Below are 20064 nucleotides of genomic sequence, written 5' to 3'. Positions count from 1 at the left end.
ATATCACCTCGATAGCCTAAAGCCAGTCTATATCTGTTATTGTTCGCTCTAGTTCCGGAAAAGAATCTAGAAATTTAAGGGCATTTTGAAGTTCCCGTTCAGTAGCCTTCCTTGAGGATGTTACGGTTACGATTGAAATCTTTGTCCGCTGCCATAAATCCTGAAAATCGGTCTCTGCTACAGAAATATTGAACTTCTGCTTAAGCCGTGTCATGACACGCTGAAGCACGGCCCTTTTTTCTTTTAAAGAATGGGTGTCATGGATGATGCATTCACATTGGACGGAGCCAACGATCATTTACGTTCGATCTCTTCCATTACATACGCTTCAATTACATCGCCTTCTTTAAGGTCGTTGTAATTTTTAATCGTAATACCGCACTCATAGTTCGTTGCCACTTCTTTAACATCATCTTTAAAACGTTTCAATGCATCAATTTCACCTTCGTAAATGACGACACCTTCACGAATTAAGCGAATTCCGCTATCACGTGTAATTTTTCCTTCTGTAACGTAAGAACCGGCAATCGTGCCTACCTTGGATACTTTGAAAGTCGTACGAACCTCAGCCTGACCGATAATTTTTTCTTCGAATTCAGGGTCAAGCATCCCTTTCATAGCCGACTCGATCTCTTCGATCGCTTTATAGATGATGCGGTGTAGGCGGACATCAACATTTTCTGATTCAGCTGCACGCTTCGCATTCACGTCAGGACGGACGTTAAATCCGATGACGATTGCATTCGAAGCTGTAGCAAGGATGATGTCAGACTCTGTAATAGCACCAACGCCTATGTGAATGATTTTCACTTTAGCGCCTTCCACCTCTATTTTATTCAGGGAAGCGGCTACTGCTTCCGCAGAACCTTGAACATCAGCTTTTAGAATGATGTTCAATTCTTTAATTTCCCCTTCTTTCATTTGTTCGAACAAAGTATCTAGGGTTACACGGGATTTCTCATTACGTTGTGAAGCAAGTTGTCTCTGTGCACGCACTTCCCCAACTTGACGGGCCGTTTTCTCATCTTCAAAGACGATGAAACGATCGCCGGCTTGCGGCACTTCGTTCAATCCAGTGATTTCAACCGGTGTTGAAGGACCTGCATCCTTAACACGGCGTCCAAGATCGTTGACCATCGCACGAACACGTCCGAATGTATTACCGATAACAATCGGATCCCCGATTTTCAACGTTCCGTTTTGAACAAGCAATGTGGCAACCGATCCGCGGCCTTTATCCAGGCGTGCTTCGATAACCGTTCCATTTGCTTTACGAGCTGGATTCGCTTTATACTCCTCCACTTCACTGACAAGAAGAATCATTTCAAGCAAGCTATCGATACCCTCACCGTTCTTAGCTGAAATTGGTACGAAAATTGTGTCTCCGCCCCATGCTTCAGAAACTAAACCATGTTCTGTCAATTCTTGCATGACACGGTCCGGATTGGCAGCTTCTTTATCCATCTTATTGACAGCGACGATAATTGGAACTTCTGCCGCTTTAGCATGGTTGATCGCTTCAATCGTTTGAGGCATAACGCCATCATCCGCAGCGACGACAAGAATGGTGATATCGGTAACTTGTGCACCGCGGGCACGCATTGTTGTAAACGCAGCATGACCTGGTGTATCAAGGAATGTTATTTTCTTATCGTTAACTTTAACTTGATAAGCACCGATATGCTGAGTGATTCCGCCCGCTTCGCCTTCAGTGACTTTTGTATGGCGTATAGAATCAAGCAATGTCGTTTTACCATGGTCAACGTGCCCCATGATCGTCACGACAGCCGGACGTTCAATCAAATCTTCAGAAGCATCCTCAGTGACAAGTGATTCAAGGTCTGTTAGATCGACACGAATCTCTTCTTCGGCCACTACACCGTATTCCGCACAAATCAATTCAATTGCATCTTTATCCAAAGTTTGGTTGATTGTTGCCATAACACCAAGCATAAAGAGCTTTTTAATGATTTCAGAAGGTTCACGGTGAAGTTTTTTTCCAAGTTCCATAACCGTCAAAGACTCATAAAACGTAATTTTCTCTGGAAGTTCTCTTTCTTTACGTTTTGTAACAGGTGCCTGAGGCGCTTGTTGTCTTTGTTTATTATTTTTATTCTTGTTATTGCGACCCTTGTTGAACTGGCCGCCAGTTGGTTTTTTCGTCCCTACAGGTTTAACTGGTGGTTTCTTCTTCAGTTTTTCTTTATTGACAGTGCTCTTTTCATCCGCTTCGGCTTCGTACTTCGCAACCGTAGCGTTAGCTTTTGGCTCTTGGCTTTTATCTTCGTTTTTAGGTTTGATTGAATCGTTTAATTTATTTACAGTTGAATCGTCTAATGCTGTCATATGGTTTGTTACCTCTATATTCATTTCTTTAAGTTTATTTATTACATCCTTGCTTGAAACGTTCTTTTGTTTTGCATATTCATATACACGCAATTTTGTCATACGTTCACCCCCGTAAAATTTAATCGAGCAGCGTTCGGAGTTTTTGTGCAAAACCTTCATCCAGAACTGCGACGGCAACTCTAGCATCCTTACCTATCGCATGGCCGAGCAATGACCTGCTTTCGACTCTTTTTAAAGGAACCTGATAAAATGCGCACTTATCAGATATTTTTTTTTCAGTGTTTTTTGAAGCGTCCGCGGATAAAATAACAACTTTGGCATTACCGCTTCTAATCTCTTTAACCACTAATTCTTCACCCGAAATTAGCTTGCGTGCTCGATTGGCCAAACCTAATAGAGACATCCATTGTTGTTGTTGGGTCATGGTGTTAGTTTTTCTCCTTATTCACTAATTCGAGCAATTGTTCATAAAGGGAAGAATCGATTTGGGTACTAAGGTGATTAGCCAGCACATTTTTCTTTTTGGCCAGCTCGATAACATCCCGATCAAGAGTCAAATAAGCTCCCCTTCCAGATTTCTTACCGGTCGGATCCAGGCTGACTTCCCCTTCTTTAGATCGAACGATGCGAATGAGTTCTTTCTTCGGCTTCATTTCGCCTGTTGCCACACATTTACGCATCGGGATTTTTTTTCGGTTATTCATCTTTTTTCACCTCGAATTACTCGTTATCCTCTTCGAAATCTGTTTCCTCTTCAGTAACATAACTATCTCTGCTCAAAAGGAATTCCTGTTCTTCCACAGGATATATGCCAGCTTCGCGGGCTTCCGTTTCACTCTTGATATCAATTTTCCAGCCTGTAAGCTTGGCAGCTAAACGGGCATTTTGTCCACGCTTACCAATTGCCAGGGAGAGTTGATAATCAGGAACGATTACAGTCGTCGCCTTTTCCTCTTCTTTAACAATGACCTCAAGTACTTTTGAAGGGCTTAAAGCATTCGCAACGAAAATGACCGGGTTCTCCGACCATTTGACGATATCGATCTTTTCACCTTTCAATTCGTTGACGATGGCCTGAACACGCTGGCCTTTTTGGCCTACACAGGAACCGACAGGATCGACTTCTTCGTTATCGGAGTGCACGGAGATTTTTGAACGGTCGCCTGCTTCGCGGGCAACTGACTTGATCTCGACTGTCCCATCGAAAATTTCAGGCACTTCGATTTCGAATAAACGTTTTAAAAGGCCAGGATGTGAACGGGATACAAAAATTTGCGGACCCTTGGAAGTCTTTTCAACTTTAGTGATGAAAACTTTAATGCGGTCATGCGGTTTATATTGTTCATTCGGCATTTGCTCATTCACCGGGAGCAAAGCCTCGATTTTACCTAAGCTCACATAAATGAATCGGGAATCCTGGCGTTGAACGATACCAGTCATGATATCCTCTTCACGATCGATGAATTCGGCATAAATGATGCCCCGTTCCGCTTCACGCACCCTTTGAGTGACGACTTGTTTTGCTGTTTGTGCAGCAATACGGCCGAAATCCTTAGGTGTTACTTCCATTTCGACAACATCCTCTAACTGATAGTTGGGATCAATTGCTCTTGCTTCTTCAACAGAAATTTCCAGACGCGAATCGAACACTTCGTCAACAACGTCTTTTCTGGCAAATACACGCATTGTTCCTTTACCAAGATTCAAGTCGATACGTACATTTTGTGCTTGGTTAAAGTTACGGCGATATGCCGATATAAGGGCAGATTCAATCGCGTCGATCAAAACCTCCCTGGAAATTCCTTTTTCGTTTTCTAAAATATAGAGAGCATCCAATAACTCATTGCCCATGGTGATCCCCCTTACGGATATTTAAATTAATGATTTGCTTGACTTAAGCGAAGGTAATCGCCAATCTTGCTTTGGCTACCTTTTCGAATGGTATGACGATCGTTTTCTTTCTTGTCTTGATTCTGACTTCGAGTGTCACTTCTTCACCATCGAAACTGGTTAAGATTCCTTCGAATTCTTTTTCATCTAAAATGGGCTCGTATGTTTTTATGTAAACATTTTTACCGATAGCATTAAGGAAATCCTTCTCTTTTTTCAGAGGCCTTTCAGCTCCGGGTGATGAAACTTCGAGAAAATAATTTTGTGGAATCGGATCAACCTCATCAAGCTTTTCACTGAGTTTTTCACTCACATTTCCGCAATCATCAATATCTACGCCTGTTTCTTTATCAATGTACACTCGAAGGAACCAGCTTTTACCTTCCTTCACATACTCCACTTCGACTAATTCAAGCTGCAATTCTTCTAGAATTGGTAATGCTAATTCCTCTACGACTTCCGTTACCTTTTTACTCATTTGTTTCCTCCATACGTGCGTTGTATGCGCTTGGTTTCGGATTCAAAATAAATGGTCATTACAACACGAAAGAGTGGGTTTCCCCACTCTTGCCATTGGTTCCTCTTAGTATTTCCAATAAAAATATACCATAATCAAGATATTTATGCAAATATCATGTCTGTTTCTTCCTTTTTGAAATCCGTTTCCTCTTTAAAATAAAGATAACTGATTTTGTTCAGGCAATGACTCCAGACAGCCTTGTTTATCAAGGTATTCAAGGATGGTCTTCGAAACCTTACCCCGCTGTTGAAGGTCTTCTTTGGAGAGGAATTCACCATTTCCCCTCGCGTTGACGATATTGATCGCCGCATTCGTTCCAAGACCTGGAATCGAATTGAAAGGCGGAATCAAAGTATTTCCTTCAATTAGGAATTGATCTGCACTGGATTTGTACAAGTCCACTTTAGCGAATGAATATCCTCGTTCACACATTTCCAAAGCTAGTTCAAGAACCGTCAATGTATTCTTTTCCTTTGTGGATGCATCCAATCCCTTAACCATGATTTCTTCCATTTTTGCTTTGATCGCTTGCGATCCCCGTGTCATGGCGTCGATTTCAAAATCATCGGCACGTACTGTGAAATAGGCCGCATAATATAATAAGGGCAGATGCACTTTAAAATAGGCAATCCGGACAGCCATTAAGACGTAAGCTGCAGCATGGGCTTTCGGGAACATGTATTTAATCTTCTTACATGAATCGATATACCATTCCGGCACCTCATTTTTCCTCATTTCCTCTTCGAATTCCTCCGAGAGCCCTTTCCCTTTACGTACAGATTCCATGATTTTAAACGCCAGGGAAGGATCGAGACCTTGATAGATCAGATAGACCATAATATCATCCCGGCAGCCAATAACCTCACTTAGTGTACAGATCCGGTTGTGGATCAGTTCCTGTGCATTGCTCAGCCATACATCCGTACCGTGGGAAAGGCCTGAAATCTGAACAAGCTCGGAAAAAGTAGTAGGTTTCGTATCTTCAAGCATCTGCCGGACAAAACGCGTACCAAATTCCGGGATGCCTAGCGTACCCGTTTTACACATGATCTGTTCTTCGGTAACCCCTAAAGATTCAGTACTGCTGAATATTTTCATTACTTCCGGATCATCGGTAGGAACGGTCTTTGGATCGATGCCACTTAAATCTTGAAGCATCCGGATTACAGTCGGATCATCGTGTCCAAGTATATCAAGTTTCAAAATATTATCGTGAATGGAATGGAAATCAAAGTGAGTTGTTTTCCACTCTGAATTCCGGTCATCCGCAGGGAACTGAATTGGTGTGAAATCATAGATATCCATATAATCCGGAACGACGATGATTCCGCCCGGGTGCTGTCCAGTCGTCCTTTTCACACCAGTACAACCGGCAACAAGGCGATCGGTCTCGGCTCCGCGCATATGGATGTTATTATCAGAGGAATACCCTTTTACATATCCATAAGCCGTTTTTTCAGCAACCGTACCAATCGTTCCGGCACGATATACATATTCTTCACCGAATAAGACCTTCGTATAGTTATGGGCCTTCGGCTGATATTCACCGGAGAAGTTCAAGTCGATATCCGGAACCTTATCCCCTTTAAATCCAAGGAAAGTTTCAAACGGGATATCATGCCCGTCTTTAGTATAAGCGATACCACAATCGGGACAGTCTTTATCGGGCAGGTCAAACCCGGAACCTACAGAACCGTCATTGAAGAATTCGGATTTCTTGCACTCAGGACATACATAATGCGGCGGAAGAGGGTTCACCTCTGTAATTTCAGTCATGGTGGCAACGAAAGATGATCCAACCGATCCCCTTGAGCCAACTAGATAACCATCATTCAATGATTTTTTAACAAGCTTGTGGGAAATTAAATAAATAACGGCAAAACCGTGGCCGATGATGCTTTTCAATTCTTTCTCAAGACGGGCTTCCACGATTTCCGGCAGGTTTTCTCCATAAATCTTCCTTGCCATGCCATAACTCATTTCACGCATCTCTTCATCTGCACCTTCAATTTTAGGTGTGTATAATTCATCCTTGATTGGCTTGATTTCTTCAATCATATCAGCGATTTTATTCGTGTTGGTTACCACGACCTCTTTGGCTTTCTCGGAGCCGAGGAAGGAGAATTCCCGCAGCATTTCATCTGTTGTCCGAAAATGTACGTCAGGAAGCTTATGACGATTCAGCGGGTTTGCGCCGCCTTGTGAATTCACAAGGATTTTACGGTAAATTTTATCATTCGGATCCAAGTAATGCACATTTCCCGTGGCTACGACTGGCTTGTCCAGCTTTTCACCAAGCTTGACGATATTGGAGATGATCGTTTCTAATGATTTATCATCCCGTACATATTCAAGCTCAATCAAATGCTGATACACTTCCTTCGGATGGATTTCAAGATAATCGTAGAATTCGGCGATATCGACGACTTCCTCAAAACCCTTCTGCATCATCCCTTCAAAAACTTCCCCTTTATCACATCCCGATCCGACCAGGATTCCTTCACGATACTTTTTAAGTTGTGAGCGCGGTAATCGAGGCACACGATAGAAATAATCGATGTGTGATATTGAAATTAATTTAAAAAGGTTTTTTAAGCCAGCCTGTGTTTGCGCGATCAACGTACAATGGGACGGCCGGGAACGCTGGTAAGCATTTCCTTTACCCATATTGTCATTAAGTTGATCATGATGGGTAATCTCCTTTTCCATTGCATCCTTCAGCATCTTCAGCATAAGGTAACCTGTTGCTTCGGCGTCATAAATGGCCCTATGATGCTGGGTCAAATCAATATCGAACTTTTTACATAATGTATTTAACCGGTGATTTTTAAACTCCGGATATAAGAAACGGGCAAGTTCCAATGTATCAAGCACTGGATTGGAAGCTTTAGGATAACCCAAGTTTTTATAACCTATATTCAAAAACCCCATATCGAAGGCCGCGTTGTGGGCAACCAGAATCGCATCGCCCGCCCAGTCCTTGAACTTTTCCAGCACTTCCGAGACTTCTGGAGCATTTTCTACAAGGTCATCAGTGATTCCAGTCAATTCTATCGTCGTATTGGATAGTGGGTGATGCGGATTAGCAAATGACTCGAATCGATCAATGATGTCACCGTCACGGATTTTCACTGCAGCAAATTCAATGATCGTATCATAAACGGCTGACAGACCCGTCGTCTCTACGTCAAACACAACATAGGTGGCATCTGCCAAAGCGATATGGGCCTCATTATAAACGATGGGTACACCATCATTTACAAGATTCACTTCGACGCCATAAAGGATTTTGATACCATTCTTTTTCCCGGCACTATAAGCTTCAGGGAATGATTGTGCTCCCGCATGATCTGTAATGGCAACAGCCTTATGCCCCCACTTTGCAGCCTGGGCAACAAGCGCTGAAGTAGGTGTCACTGCATCCATCGAGCTCATTGGGGTATGCATATGCAGTTCTACACGCTTTTCTCCTTCTGGGGCCTTATCCTGCCGTCCTTGTTTAGAGATTTCATTTATATCATTTGCGATCATTACAAGGTCACGTACGAATGTATCATTTTGGATGCTTCCTTGGGCACGTACCCACATCCCTTTTTTCACTCGGGCAAGTATGGCAGCATCTTCTTTATCACGCGAAAACATTTTGACCAATATCGAGCTCGTATAATCCGTGACTTTAAATGTCAGCAGGCTTCGTCCGCTTCGCAACTCACGCACTTCTGCATCAAATACGAATCCTTCGATAGCAATCCTGCGCTCTTCATCGATAATTTGTTCGATTCTGCGGAAATCCGCATCTTCTTTAATCGTATAGCCAATTTTAACCGGTCCTTCGTAGACGCCATCGTCGCCGCCTTTTTCCGATTCTTTCTTCTGCATTTCCACTAGCGCAGCAAGTCCTTTTTCCGCGTCTTCCTTTTGTTTCTCTTCCAAAAACTTTTGGTAATCAGGATTCGACACCGTTTCCTTCACTTCCGCTTCAAGTGTCAACGGAGGAAAACCGAATGTTTGGTAGATATTCGAAATGATGCCGGAGTATTTTCGTTTCAGCTGACCAGCTTCCGTATCATTTCGGGCGCTTACGATAAGCTTATATCCATTTACCGTTGGCACTTGTTCATTCAGGAGCGATAACAGTGCTGGAGACATGCCTTCAAGCTCGCCAATGCAGTTTTTCCAATACTCTTTTACCAATTGTTCGGTCACTTGCGGATTGGCCACATTCAAGATGAATGTGACCTTTGCAATATGGGAAAACGTACTTGCTAGATGAGTAGCAAGTCTTGTATGAACACTGCAAGGAATCAATGCAGGTATATTAAAGGCAAAATGCCATGTTTTGGACTCCCTCTCGATTGAGAGTTTATCAATTTCGGCACCTATGAAATAATTTACAAAGGCATCCTCGGTCAAGTCCATTTGCTGGAGCAAGAGTTGAAATCTCTCTCTACCGCTATTTGGATTTTGATCCATTCCCTCTCTCCCCTATCTACTATCTCTTTAGATATTATTCACTATCATTTTCTTTTTGATATCAGAGGCTATTATAACATATCATGAATGTTTCACTAGTATCCAAATCCATGAAAAGGAAAGGCATCATCCTATTGAATGATGCCTAGTTCCCCCATTTTTAAATTATCCCAGTATTTCGTGAAGCTTTTGAGTTAGTTCAGCTCTTTCAAGTTCAAGAACCTCACCCGTTTTGCGGATTTTCACTTCGACAATTCCGTCGGATGCCTTTTTACCAACAGTCACCCTGACAGGAAGACCGATCAAGTCGGAGTCTGCGAATTTTACGCCCGCACGTTCTTGACGATCATCCATTAGAACTTCCATGCCTTGTCCCTTTAAATCTTTATATAATTCTTCTGCCAGGGCAGCCTGAGCCTCATCCTTCATATTGATTGGAATCAAATGGACTTGATATGGCGCTAAATTCTTTGGCCAGACCAATCCTTTTTCATCGTTGAATTGTTCAGCGACAGCTGCAAGTGTACGGGAAACCCCAATACCATAACATCCCATGATCATTGGCTGCGACCGCCCATTCTCATCCAGGAATGTCGCATTCATAGCTTCGGAATATTTTGTTCCCAGCTTGAATACGTGGCCTACCTCAATCCCTTTGGCAAATTTAATTTTTCCGTTTCCGTCGGGTGATGGATCACCCTCTTGGATGAAACGAAGATCTATATAATTGGCCACGTTAAAATCACGAGCGGGATTGACGTTCACATAATGGTGGTCTTCCTCATTTGCACCACAAACTCCATTAACCATGGCTTCGACGGCAAGATCCGCAATCACTTCCACATCAGAAGTGACATTTATTGGTCCAAGAGATCCAATTGCACATCCCAAGACTTCCTTCGTCTCATTTGCATCGACCAAATCAACGATTGAAGCGTTATAGAAGTTCTTCAGCTTGATATCATTGACTTCATGATCTCCTCGTACCAAAACTAGCACATACTTTTCATCCACTTTAAACAATAATGATTTTATTAGTTTCGCTGCATCGGTATTCAGGAATGCAGCAACTTCTTCTATCGATTTTTGACCCGGTGTATGAATTTTTTCAAGTGCAATTTGTTCTTCGCCGCTTTTTTCATATTTTACATTCACAGGTGCCATTTCAATATTGGCTGCATAATCGGAAGTATCCGAATAAGCGATGGTATCCTCCCCTATTTCAGACAGGACCATGAATTCATGTGTATCCTTACCACCCATTGCCCCAGAATCGGCAATGACCGCACGGAAGTTCAACCCACAACGGCTAAATATATTCGAATATGCCGCAAATAAATTTTTATATACAGCATCCAGGCTTTCTTGATTAGCATGGAAAGAATAAGCATCCTTCATGATGAACTCACGTCCACGCAGCAATCCGAAACGCGGTCTTTTTTCATCACGGAATTTGGTTTGGATTTGGTAAACCGTCAATGGAAGACGCTTATAGGATTTCACCTCATCGCGAACTAAACTGGTTATCACTTCTTCATGTGTGGCACCAAGCGCAAATTCACGGTTGTTGCGATCCTTAAGCCGCATCAGCTCTGGACCATAAGTATACCAGCGTCCAGATTCCTGCCAGAATTCGGCTTGTTGTAAAGCCGGCATCAACAGTTCCACTGCACCAGCATTTTCCAGTTCTTCCCGAACGATCGCCTCAACCTTTTGAAGCACCTTTTTTCCAAGCGGCATAAAACTATAAACCCCGCTGGAATTTTGTCTCATAAATCCTGCACGCAATAGCAGCTGATGACTTTTGATTTCAGCATCTGCAGGCACTTCCCTCAATGTAGGGATCAACGTCATACTTTGTTTCATATTTGCACCTCTTCAATATTTCCTTTAAATTACTTGCAGCTTCGGTAAATTTTGATACCGCAACATTTTAATACGGTCATTTCATACAAAAAAGACTTTCCGGTCATTCAGAAAAGCTAATTTAATATACTCATTCTCGATTATACTTACGATTTCCCTAGAAAACAAACAATTTCCCCAAAACGATTAAAAAACTAGGCAATCCCTTCAGATAAGAAAACGGCCAACAGATAATTCTGCTGGCCAGTTTTTGCATTATCCAAACATGTCTTACAGGAAGAATCGCTGGATGTCATTCCAGGTAACGACGATCATCAATAACATCAGCAAAGCAAAGCCGATGAAGTGGACCATCCCTTCTTTTTGACGGTCAATTGGTTTCCCTCTTAAGAATTCGACCACAAAGAATAACAGTCTTCCTCCATCCAATGCCGGCAGTGGAAGCAGGTTCATGATTCCCAGATTAATGCTGAGCAGCCCTGCCCATTTCATTAACGTGAATAAACCTTGTTTCGCCACTTCCTCAGTTGATTTATATATGCCTACAGGACCAGATAAACTGTCGATCGTAAATCCGCCCGTTACAAGATCACCAAGGATGATGAAGATTTGTTTTGTCCAAAAATACGTTTCTGTAAAACCATATTGTATAGCTTTAATCGGTGCTTTTTCAACTGGAGGGTAAACACCGATAATCCCGATTTTCTTCCCTTCCCTTTCCACTTCTTGTGGAACAACCGGTACTTCTAATGTTTTCCCGTCCCTGTCAACGACGAACTCGATCTCTTGCCCAGGGTTCTTCTGAATGCTTTCCTGAACATCTCCCCAAGTGGAGACTTCCGTCCCTTCTATGGATTGAATGACATCTCCCGATTTTAAACCGGCATTTACAGCCGAACCATCCGGAGTCAACTCACCAAGTTTCGCTTCATCCACCACGACACCTTGAAACAGGCCGATCAGCACAAAAATGACAAAAGCCAAAACGAAATTCATTGCCGGACCAGCTACAATCGTCAGAAAACGATGCCCAAGCGATTTTGAGGCAAATTGCCGGTCAAAAGGAGCAATCTGGTTCTCTACACCATTTTCAACGATCACAGCTTCTTTATTGATGGTAAACGTTTTTAGTGTATCTTCCTCGCCCTCTTCATAACCAGTAAGGATCAGTTTATGGTCAAGGTCGATCACTTCAACTTCCACAAGACGAATATCAGGATATTTATCTTTATTGTTCAAAATGATCTTTGTAACATTCTCATCATTATCGAACATTAACCCCACCCGATAGCCGGGTTTCAATTCTATATTTTCTGCATCTTCACCGGCCATACGCACGTAACCGCCAAGAGGAAGCAATCGGATGGTATAAACGGTTTCCTTCTTTTTATATGTGAATACTTTTGGCCCGAAACCGATTGCGAACTCACGGCATAAGATTCCTGCTCGCTTTGCAAACACTAAGTGCCCAAGCTCATGGAAAAATACTAGAGCTCCAAAAATGATGATGAACGCTATAATCGTTTCTAAAGTCTGCATGTTCCGGTCACCTATCTTTCACTAAAGATTCTATATACTGCCTTGTCATATTATCGACTTCCTGAATCGTTTCTAAATCTGGAAGGGCTATGACGGAATGCTGATTCAGCGCTTTTTCAATCAATGTCTCAATTTCAAGGAAGGTTACCTTTCCAGATAAGAATGCAGAGACTGCGGCTTCATTGGCGGCATTTAACACAGTAGTCATCGTTCCGCCCATTTTACCTGCTTTATAAGCGAATTGCAAACAAGGATATCTGGTGAAATCCATATCCCTAAAATGCAGTTTGCCTGCTTCAGCAAGGTTCAATCGTTTGCGACCTGCCAGCGGAATACGGTCTGGATAAGTAAGTGCATATTGTATCGGTACCCGCATATCCGGTGTCCCCAGTTGTGCTATCACGCTGGAGTCATGAAACTCAACCATGGAATGGATGATGCTCTCCTTATGTAGCAATACATCAATTTTATCGTAGGGAAGATCGAATAGCCAATGGGCCTCAATCACTTCCAAACCTTTATTCATCATTGATGCTGAATCGATCGTGATTTTAGCTCCCATTGACCAGTTCGGATGGTTCAGTGCCTCTTCCACCGTTACATCCTTCAATTCTTCCCTGGTCCGATCTCGAAAACTGCCTCCTGAAGCAGTAATGACAAGACGTTCTATATTTTTTTCCTTTTCACCTTGCAGTGCCTGAAAAATAGCGGAATGCTCACTGTCAACCGGCAGCAATCTGACCCCCGCTTTTTTTGCTTCACTTATGACCAAATGACCTGCCGTCACCAACGTCTCCTTGTTGGCGATTGCAATATCCTTTTTAGCCTTTATTGCTTGAAGTGTCGGATAAAGACCCACGCTTCCGATGACGGCATTGACCAATATCGTCGCCTGACCATAAACAGCAACAGCAGTCAATCCCTCATCCCCATACATGAACTCGATATCTTTGCGGTTGGAGAATTCACATTTCAAAACATGATAATCTTCTTCCGTCTGGACTGAAACCAGTTTCGGTTCAAACTCTTGTATATAAGTCCTGACCAATTCTATATTCTTTCCAGCAGAAAGCGCCACGATCTTGAATTGATCTGGATGGGACCTAACTACATCCGCTGTTTGTTGACCAATCGATCCTGTCGCGCCCAAAAGGCTGATATTTTTCAAATTGTTCATCTCCTAATTCATATAACGCTTGCCTATATTTATATTATAAAACATGCAATAAATGCAAAATCGGTAAAATGAAGATCACACTATCTAGCCTGTCCAAAATTCCACCATGTCCCGGGAGAAGCTTCCCTGAATCCTTTACGCCATAATGACGTTTATACGCCGATTGGACGAGATCACCCAATTGGCCGAATACCCCAATGATTAATGAAATCAATAATAATTGTAATAACGTGTAATCAAGGCTGGAGAAGGCGTAAAATAGAACACCCACCACCATCGCGGATATTAACCCGCCGATAAATCCTTCCACCGTCTTGTTTGGACTTATTTCCGGCCACAGCTTTCTTTTACCAAGCGATTTACCAATGAAGTAGGCTCCGGAATCAGTTGCCCAGATCGTAAATAGGGTAAGCAGGATATAAATCAGCCCCAACCCCAAAGAGTCACGTGTTTCAAATAGGAAGTAGAAACCTATGCCCAAGTATAGGATTGAAATCACTAGAAAGCCTGCGTCATCAAAGGTAAAACGGTTTTTTGAAACGACTGTATAAAGTAACAGCAGCAAAACCCCGATTAAGAATACTTGAACTTTATCATAATTAATTTCTGCCAAAAAAGCGGTATGCTCATTAGGCAATAAAAGCACCCACAATAATATGTGAGAAAGAATTGCTTCAAAAGAAAGTACACGTAACTTTTTCATTTTCATCAGTTCATATAAACCAATTGAACCTAACAGATAAACCGTCAGTAAAAAGGGAGTGCCCCCTAAAATGACTAGTGGAATGAAGATAGCGGCAACTACGACCGCCGTAATAATTCGTTGTTTCATTATTCCATTTTCCTCGCCTTCTACATTAAACGCCACCGAATCTTCGTGAACGCTTTTGATACTCCTCAACTGCCTGCAATAAATGCTCTTCACTAAAATCCGGCCACAGCACTTCAGTAAACCACAGCTCCGTATAAGCAGACTGCCAAAGCATGAAATTACTTAAACGGATTTCACCGCTTGTACGGATCAGTAAATCAGGATCCGACAAATGTTTGGTCATCAGGTAACTGGATACCATTTCCTCCGTTACATTTTCCTTTATTATACCATTCTTAGCATCTTGAATGATGCTATTCACTGCAGATACAATCTCCCCACGGCTTCCATAGTTCAGGGCAAAATTCAGAATCATCCCATCATTTTCTTTCGTGTCTTCCATTGCCCGTTTAACGGCACTTTGAGTATGTGACGGAATGAGTGACAAGTCCCCAATCGTTTCAACTCTAACATTTTCGGAAATGAGCTCGGGTAAAAAAGTCCCAAGAAATTCCTGGGGCAGCTTCATCAAAAAGTCGACTTCACTTTTCGGACGTTTCCAATTTTCAGTGGAAAACGCATAGACCGTCAAAGTTTTGACCCCTAATTTATTGGCAACTTTCGTAATTCTACGAACGGTTTTCATTCCTTCATGATGACCCGCCACACGTGGCAATGCACGCTTTTTGGCCCAACGGCCGTTCCCATCCATAATGATGGCGATATGCTGAGGAACATCAAACTGTTTAATATGCTGAATCCTATTTGTTACATCGGAAGAAGCATCTTTTTTAACGAAACGCTTCCAAAGTGAATACATATGTTAGTCCCCCATCAGGTTGTACTTATCTCTCTACAAAGGCAAAGTTTTTCGTGCACTATGTATATCAAGCTTTCTGCCGCTTAAAAAGAATCTATATTATAATATCAAAAAAAAACTGGTTCTCATATTATTATTATGAAAATTATTTCTTCATTAGAAGCTTGAAAGGGAGAAATCATTCCTTATTTTTTTCTAAAACCGATTATGACTGCCATGAAAAATGCAAAAAAAGGACCACCTCCAACGTTTGCATGCAACATACTAACTCAAGGAGTAATCATTATCGGAGAAACCTTATTATAACAGTTTTCTCCTTTAAGCACACCTATATGTTAGCACCAAGACATGACCCAGTATGGATTCGGCCCTCTTTATTTAATCAATACTTCAATGGAAATTATACTTCCAAAATTTCTTTTTCTTTATCTTTTGTAATTTCATCGATTCTCGTGATATTGCCATCTGTCATCTTTTGGATGTCATCAGCATAGCCACGTAAATCATCTTCAGTGATTTCACCACTTTTTTCAAGCTTTTTCAAATCATCATTAGCATCGCGACGCACATTACGGACAGCTATTTTCGCCTCTTCCGCTTCTTTTTTCACAACTTTCACAAGCTCTTTTCTGCGCTCTTCAGTTAACGCCGGGATGGCTATCCTGATGACCGATCCATCATTAGAAGGATTTAAGCCTAAGTCTGATTTCAAAATCGCCTTTTCGATTTCACCCAATACCGTTTTATCATATGGTTGAATGACTAATAGTCTAGCTTCCGGGACAGAAATACCAGCCACCTGATTAACTGGTGTCGGCGAACCATAATAATCAATCGAGATTCTATCAAGCAATGAGGCATTTGCCCTTCCGGCACGGATGCTTGCTAATTCACGTGTGTACGCTCCAATGGCTTTTTCCATTTTCGTTTTCGCATTCGAAATAACTTGTTTCGGCATCTTTTATTTCCCCCTTACAATAGTTCCAAGCGTTTCGCCTAAAACGGCCCGTTTAATATTACCTTTTTCCATGATCGAGAAGACGATCAATGGAATATCGTTGTCCATGCATAGTGAGGACGCAGTTGAATCCATTACTTCTAACCCTTCTTTAATCACATCAAGATAGGAAAGTTTATCATACTTCACTGCATTTTTGTCTTTAACCGGATCTGCATTGTATACGCCATCCACATTATTCTTCGCCATCAAGATGACATCAGCTTCAATTTCTGCAGCACGCAGGGCGGCAGTGGTATCCGTTGAGAAGTATGGATTACCTGTACCAGCTGCAAAAATCACCACTCTCTTTTTCTCTAGATGCCTGATTGCACGGCGTCTAATGTATGGTTCTGCGACTTGTCTCATCTCAATGGAAGTTTGCACGCGCGTTTCAATTCCAAGCTGATCAAGGCTGTCTTGTAATGCCAATGAGTTCATGACTGTAGCCAACATCCCCATATAATCGGCATTAGCACGATCCATGCCCATTTCACTGCCTATTTTCCCGCGCCAGATGTTTCCGCCACCGACAACAACAGCCACTTCCACATCAAGCTCAGCCACTTCCTTGACTTGTTCAGCAATGGATTTAATCACTGCAGGGTTAATTCCAAATCCTTCTTCACCGGCTAATGCTTCACCACTTAGTTTTAGAACGACACGTTTATATTTAGCGTTACTCATGAGAACCTCCAACTATGTAATCTTTTCATTCGTTCATCATGCTTTCTTGCAATACTGCCAAAAATTCATGACATTTCAAAAAATAGGGAACACAAGAGTGTTCCCCATTATTAATTATCTGACAATTAGTCTTTTTTAACTTGGTTCATTACTTCTTCAGCGAAGTTTTCTTGACGTTTTTCAAGACCTTCCCCTACTTCATAACGAACGAATGATTGGATTTTTCCACCTTTTGATTCAACGAATTGTCCCACTTTTTGATCAGGGTTCTTAACGAAAGCTTGTTCGTTAACACAGATTTCTTCGTAGAATTTATTGATACGTCCTTCAACCATTTTCGCAACGATTTTTTCAGGTTTTCCTTCATTAAGAGCTTGCTGCGTAAGAACTTCGCGTTCGCGTTCTAATTCGCTAGCATCCACTTGGTCGCGAGAGATATATTTAGGGTTAATTGCAGCAATATGCATTGAAACGCTTTTAGCTGCCTCTTCGTCAGTTGTACCTTCAAGAACTGATAGTACGCTGATGCGTCCACCCATGTGAAGGTATGCACCAAATGCATCGTTATCTGTTTTAGAAACGACTTGGAAACGGCGAAGAGTTAATTTTTCCCCAATTTTAGCAACAGCAGCATTGATATGATCTGCAACTTTTGCTCCATTTTCCATTGTTTGCTCAAGAGCAGCTTCAACGCTTTCAGGTTTGTTCGCAAGAAGGAACCCAGCCAATTCCTTAACAAGAATTTGGAAGCCTTCGTTTTTAGCAACGAAATCAGTTTCAGAGTTCACTTCAAGAATAACCGCTTGGTTTCCTTCAACAACGATTGAAGTTAAACCTTCAGCAGCGATACGGTCGCCTTTATTAGCAGCTTTTGCAATTCCTTTTTCACGTAGGAAATCGATTGCCTTTTCCATATCGCCTTCAGTTTGTACAAGTGCCTTTTTACAGTCCATCATACCGGCACCAGTTTTTTCACGCAATTCTTTAACTAATTGTGCAGTGATTGCCATAATATATATCCTCCTCAAATTAAATGCAGTTTATTCAATCTTTACCCATTATTGCCAAAAAATACTTGTTATCATCAAAGAAAATAACGAGCTTTGACAATATTTTCGAAAAACATCCACATTTTCAGTCAATATGACGGAACTAAACCAGCAGATGATTTTCATCCCTTAAAAATCGCCCATACCTTTTAAAAATGACATTCAGTACAGTGATTTTATGTATGTTTATTTAGTGCAAAAAAAAGGGATAAAAGGCATTATCCTCTTATCACCTTTTTTCTTACTGAATAAGCAACCTTTTTTACTTATTAAGCAGTAGTTGTTTCAGTTGCTGTTTCTTCGCCTTGTTTAGCTTCTAAGATAGCATCTGCCATTTTACCTGTTAATAATTTAACAGCACGGATTGCATCGTCATTCGCAGGAATAACTACATCGATTTCATCCGGATCACAGTTTGTATCAACGATACCAACAAGTGGAATGTGTAATTTGTGTGCTTCCGCAACAGCAATACGCTCTTTGCGTGGGTCGATAACGAAGATCGCATCTGGAAGAGTCTTCATATCTTTAATACCGCCTAAGAATTTCTCTAAGCGATCCCATTCTTTTTTAAGTTGGATAACTTCTTTTTTAGGAAGGACTTCGAAAGTTCCGTTTTCTTCCATTTTTTCGATATCTTTAAGACGAGCGATACGTTTTTGGATTGTTTCAAAGTTTGTTAAAGTTCCACCTAACCAACGTTGGTTTACATAGTACATACCAGAACGGATAGCTTCTTCTTTAACAGATTCTTGAGCTTGTTTTTTAGTTCCGACGAAAAGAACAGTACCGCCGTTAGCAGCTAGTTCTTTCACGAAGTTATAAGCTTCTTCAACCTTTTTAACTGTTTTTTGAAGGTCGATGATGTAGATGCCGTTACGCTCAGTGAAGATATATTTCTTCATTTTTGGGTTCCAGCGACGTGTTTGGTGTCCGAAATGCACACCAGCTTCAAGCAATTGTTTCATAGAAATGACTGACATTTTAGTTCCTCCTAAATGGTTTTGTTTTTCCTCCGCACCGATCATTTTCATACAGAAACTGTCGTAACAGCACCATCTGCAAGAATCACGGGGCGTGTGTATTAACACCATTTCATAATATATCATAATGACTCTGCACAATCAAGAGATAAGTTTATCTATTCATGCGAAACTTTAGTAATAGCTCTATCTCCGTTTGACCGCGACCTAACTTTTTGGCGATTTCAACCACTGAATGTCCTTGATCCGCTAACATATCCACTTTTTCATTTAATGACCGTTCATTTAACGAAGCCTGCAGCATGTCCGAAAATTCCATGGCAGCCGATGCAAGTTCCAATTTGTCCTCGACTTTTACGGGTAAAGCATTGGCCTCATTTTCTTCAGGCATTATTTTATAAGCGTTAATCGCCTGCTTTTTAGCGGCGGCACGACTTCCCGCTTTATACTCTAGCAGAATGTTTTGTTCTTGTTTTTCTTGTTTTTCTTCCTTAGTTTCTTTGATTGAACCATGTTCTTGTCCTTTTTGTCCATGCTCAGGATTCATCGCCACCGAATTGTTGATTGCCTTTACCAGTGTCTCGTTGTCCTCCTTTATCTCCATTAAATAACCAGACAAAAGTTGTTCCATTTCTCCAATGACGGCTTTTTGGTCTTTTTCCAACTTACTTAAACGATTTTGCCGAAGATATAAAACGATGATGGCAAAAATGGTGAATATGTTCAATATAAACAACAGAAATATAAAAAATGCTGACATGCTGCCTCCTAATTAACCGGAATAGTCAATCCTGTTACCTTTAGCGGATGGGGATCTTTTTTCACTGTTGTTTTTTTCTTGATTACTTTCCTATGCTCTTCTTGACAAAGTACAATTCGAACATTCTGTGATTTCGAAATATT

17 protein-coding genes are annotated in these 20064 nt (G+C 41.6%); all 17 read right to left on the bottom strand.

The features are described from left to right. Positions 1-16: 16 nt before the first annotated feature. The 17 genes from MKX49_RS06710 to MKX49_RS06630 all read right to left on the bottom strand — a co-directional run bounded on the left by MKX49_RS06710 (position 17) and on the right by MKX49_RS06630 (position 19921). Positions 17-298, bottom strand: a complete 282-nt coding sequence (locus MKX49_RS06710; RefSeq protein WP_034313609.1) for a DUF503 domain-containing protein — start codon at positions 296-298, stop codon at positions 17-19. Then, positions 295-2448 (bottom strand): translation initiation factor IF-2, encoded by a 2154-nt coding sequence (gene infB, locus MKX49_RS06705; RefSeq protein WP_048684762.1) that lies wholly within the window; start codon positions 2446-2448, stop codon positions 295-297. The genes MKX49_RS06710 and infB overlap by 4 nt, the downstream gene beginning before the upstream one ends. Before the next feature lie 19 nt (positions 2449-2467). Continuing rightward, positions 2468-2773 (bottom strand): YlxQ family RNA-binding protein, encoded by a 306-nt coding sequence (locus tag MKX49_RS06700; RefSeq protein ID WP_034313614.1) that lies wholly within the window; start codon positions 2771-2773, stop codon positions 2468-2470. Between the two features lie 4 nt (positions 2774-2777). Further along, complete coding sequence (gene rnpM / locus MKX49_RS06695) at positions 2778-3053, bottom strand: RNase P modulator RnpM (protein WP_034313617.1); 276 nt, start codon at positions 3051-3053, stop codon at positions 2778-2780. A gap of 16 nt (positions 3054-3069) precedes the next feature. Next, positions 3070-4200 carry a transcription termination factor NusA gene (gene nusA, locus MKX49_RS06690; RefSeq protein ID WP_048684764.1) on the bottom strand — a complete coding sequence of 377 codons (1131 nt, stop codon included), beginning with the start codon at positions 4198-4200 and terminating at the stop codon, positions 3070-3072. A 43-nt stretch (positions 4201-4243) separates the two neighbouring features. Further along, complete coding sequence (rimP, locus tag MKX49_RS06685) at positions 4244-4717, bottom strand: ribosome maturation factor RimP (protein ID WP_048684765.1); 474 nt, start codon at positions 4715-4717, stop codon at positions 4244-4246. A 192-nt stretch (positions 4718-4909) separates the two neighbouring features. Beyond that, a complete protein-coding gene (locus MKX49_RS06680; RefSeq protein WP_340875779.1) occupies positions 4910-9232 on the bottom strand; it encodes a PolC-type DNA polymerase III in 4323 nt (1440 codons plus the stop codon). 165 nt (positions 9233-9397) lie between these two features. Continuing rightward, positions 9398-11098, bottom strand: coding sequence for a proline--tRNA ligase (locus MKX49_RS06675; RefSeq protein ID WP_340875777.1), 1701 nt, complete (start codon positions 11096-11098; stop codon positions 9398-9400). A gap of 270 nt (positions 11099-11368) precedes the next feature. Continuing rightward, positions 11369-12637, bottom strand: coding sequence for an RIP metalloprotease RseP (gene rseP, locus MKX49_RS06670; RefSeq protein WP_048684772.1), 1269 nt, complete (start codon positions 12635-12637; stop codon positions 11369-11371). A 7-nt stretch (positions 12638-12644) separates the two neighbouring features. Next, positions 12645-13805 carry a 1-deoxy-D-xylulose-5-phosphate reductoisomerase gene (dxr, locus tag MKX49_RS06665; RefSeq protein WP_251538993.1) on the bottom strand — a complete coding sequence of 387 codons (1161 nt, stop codon included), beginning with the start codon at positions 13803-13805 and terminating at the stop codon, positions 12645-12647. 43 nt (positions 13806-13848) lie between these two features. Beyond that, on the bottom strand, positions 13849-14646 hold the full coding sequence (locus MKX49_RS06660) for a phosphatidate cytidylyltransferase (RefSeq protein ID WP_063596537.1): 798 nt from the start codon (positions 14644-14646) through the stop codon (positions 13849-13851). A 25-nt stretch (positions 14647-14671) separates the two neighbouring features. Then, positions 14672-15445 carry an isoprenyl transferase gene (locus MKX49_RS06655; protein WP_340875774.1) on the bottom strand — a complete coding sequence of 258 codons (774 nt, stop codon included), beginning with the start codon at positions 15443-15445 and terminating at the stop codon, positions 14672-14674. Positions 15446-15845: 400 nt separating this feature from the next. Continuing rightward, positions 15846-16403, bottom strand: coding sequence for a ribosome recycling factor (frr, locus tag MKX49_RS06650; RefSeq protein ID WP_048684777.1), 558 nt, complete (start codon positions 16401-16403; stop codon positions 15846-15848). Between the two features lie 3 nt (positions 16404-16406). Further along, positions 16407-17129: a UMP kinase gene (pyrH, locus tag MKX49_RS06645; protein ID WP_034313639.1), complete on the bottom strand. Its 723-nt coding sequence runs from the start codon at positions 17127-17129 to the stop codon at positions 16407-16409. 125 nt (positions 17130-17254) lie between these two features. After that, complete coding sequence (gene tsf, locus MKX49_RS06640; protein ID WP_034313641.1) at positions 17255-18139, bottom strand: translation elongation factor Ts; 885 nt, start codon at positions 18137-18139, stop codon at positions 17255-17257. 308 nt (positions 18140-18447) lie between these two features. Then, positions 18448-19161 carry a 30S ribosomal protein S2 gene (gene rpsB / locus MKX49_RS06635; protein ID WP_034313644.1) on the bottom strand — a complete coding sequence of 238 codons (714 nt, stop codon included), beginning with the start codon at positions 19159-19161 and terminating at the stop codon, positions 18448-18450. A 154-nt stretch (positions 19162-19315) separates the two neighbouring features. After that, positions 19316-19921, bottom strand: coding sequence for a DUF6115 domain-containing protein (locus MKX49_RS06630; protein WP_340875772.1), 606 nt, complete (start codon positions 19919-19921; stop codon positions 19316-19318). Positions 19922-20064 lie beyond the last annotated feature (143 nt).

The sequence above is a fragment of the Peribacillus sp. FSL M8-0224 genome, from assembly GCF_038003055.1.
GTDB lineage: Bacteria > Bacillota > Bacilli > Bacillales > DSM-1321 > Peribacillus > Peribacillus frigoritolerans.
Note: the sequence above shows the minus strand (reverse complement) of the source record. Positions and strands in the feature narration are given on the sequence as shown.

Excerpts from the sequence above, each read along its gene's own strand:
- rnpM (WP_034313617.1), bottom strand. The coding sequence starts at position 3,053 with ATGAATAACCGAAAAAAAATCCCGATGCGTAAATGTGTGGCAACAGGC.
- MKX49_RS06680 (WP_340875779.1), bottom strand. The coding sequence starts at position 9,232 with ATGGATCAAAATCCAAATAGCGGTAGAGAGAGATTTCAACTCTTGCTC.
- infB (WP_048684762.1), bottom strand. The coding sequence starts at position 2,448 with ATGACAAAATTGCGTGTATATGAATATGCAAAACAAAAGAACGTTTCA.
- tsf (WP_034313641.1), bottom strand. The coding sequence starts at position 18,139 with ATGGCAATCACTGCACAATTAGTTAAAGAATTGCGTGAAAAAACTGGT.
- MKX49_RS06710 (WP_034313609.1), bottom strand. The coding sequence starts at position 298 with ATGATCGTTGGCTCCGTCCAATGTGAATGCATCATCCATGACACCCAT.
- rseP (WP_048684772.1), bottom strand. The coding sequence starts at position 12,637 with ATGCAGACTTTAGAAACGATTATAGCGTTCATCATCATTTTTGGAGCT.
- MKX49_RS06630 (WP_340875772.1), bottom strand. The coding sequence starts at position 19,921 with ATGTCAGCATTTTTTATATTTCTGTTGTTTATATTGAACATATTCACC.
- MKX49_RS06675 (WP_340875777.1), bottom strand. The coding sequence starts at position 11,098 with ATGAAACAAAGTATGACGTTGATCCCTACATTGAGGGAAGTGCCTGCA.
- MKX49_RS06660 (WP_063596537.1), bottom strand. The coding sequence starts at position 14,646 with ATGAAACAACGAATTATTACGGCGGTCGTAGTTGCCGCTATCTTCATT.
- MKX49_RS06655 (WP_340875774.1), bottom strand. The coding sequence starts at position 15,445 with ATGTATTCACTTTGGAAGCGTTTCGTTAAAAAAGATGCTTCTTCCGAT.
- nusA (WP_048684764.1), bottom strand. The coding sequence starts at position 4,200 with ATGGGCAATGAGTTATTGGATGCTCTCTATATTTTAGAAAACGAAAAA.
- frr (WP_048684777.1), bottom strand. The coding sequence starts at position 16,403 with ATGCCGAAACAAGTTATTTCGAATGCGAAAACGAAAATGGAAAAAGCC.
- rimP (WP_048684765.1), bottom strand. The coding sequence starts at position 4,717 with ATGAGTAAAAAGGTAACGGAAGTCGTAGAGGAATTAGCATTACCAATT.
- MKX49_RS06700 (WP_034313614.1), bottom strand. The coding sequence starts at position 2,773 with ATGACCCAACAACAACAATGGATGTCTCTATTAGGTTTGGCCAATCGA.
- rpsB (WP_034313644.1), bottom strand. The coding sequence starts at position 19,161 with ATGTCAGTCATTTCTATGAAACAATTGCTTGAAGCTGGTGTGCATTTC.
- pyrH (WP_034313639.1), bottom strand. The coding sequence starts at position 17,129 with ATGAGTAACGCTAAATATAAACGTGTCGTTCTAAAACTAAGTGGTGAA.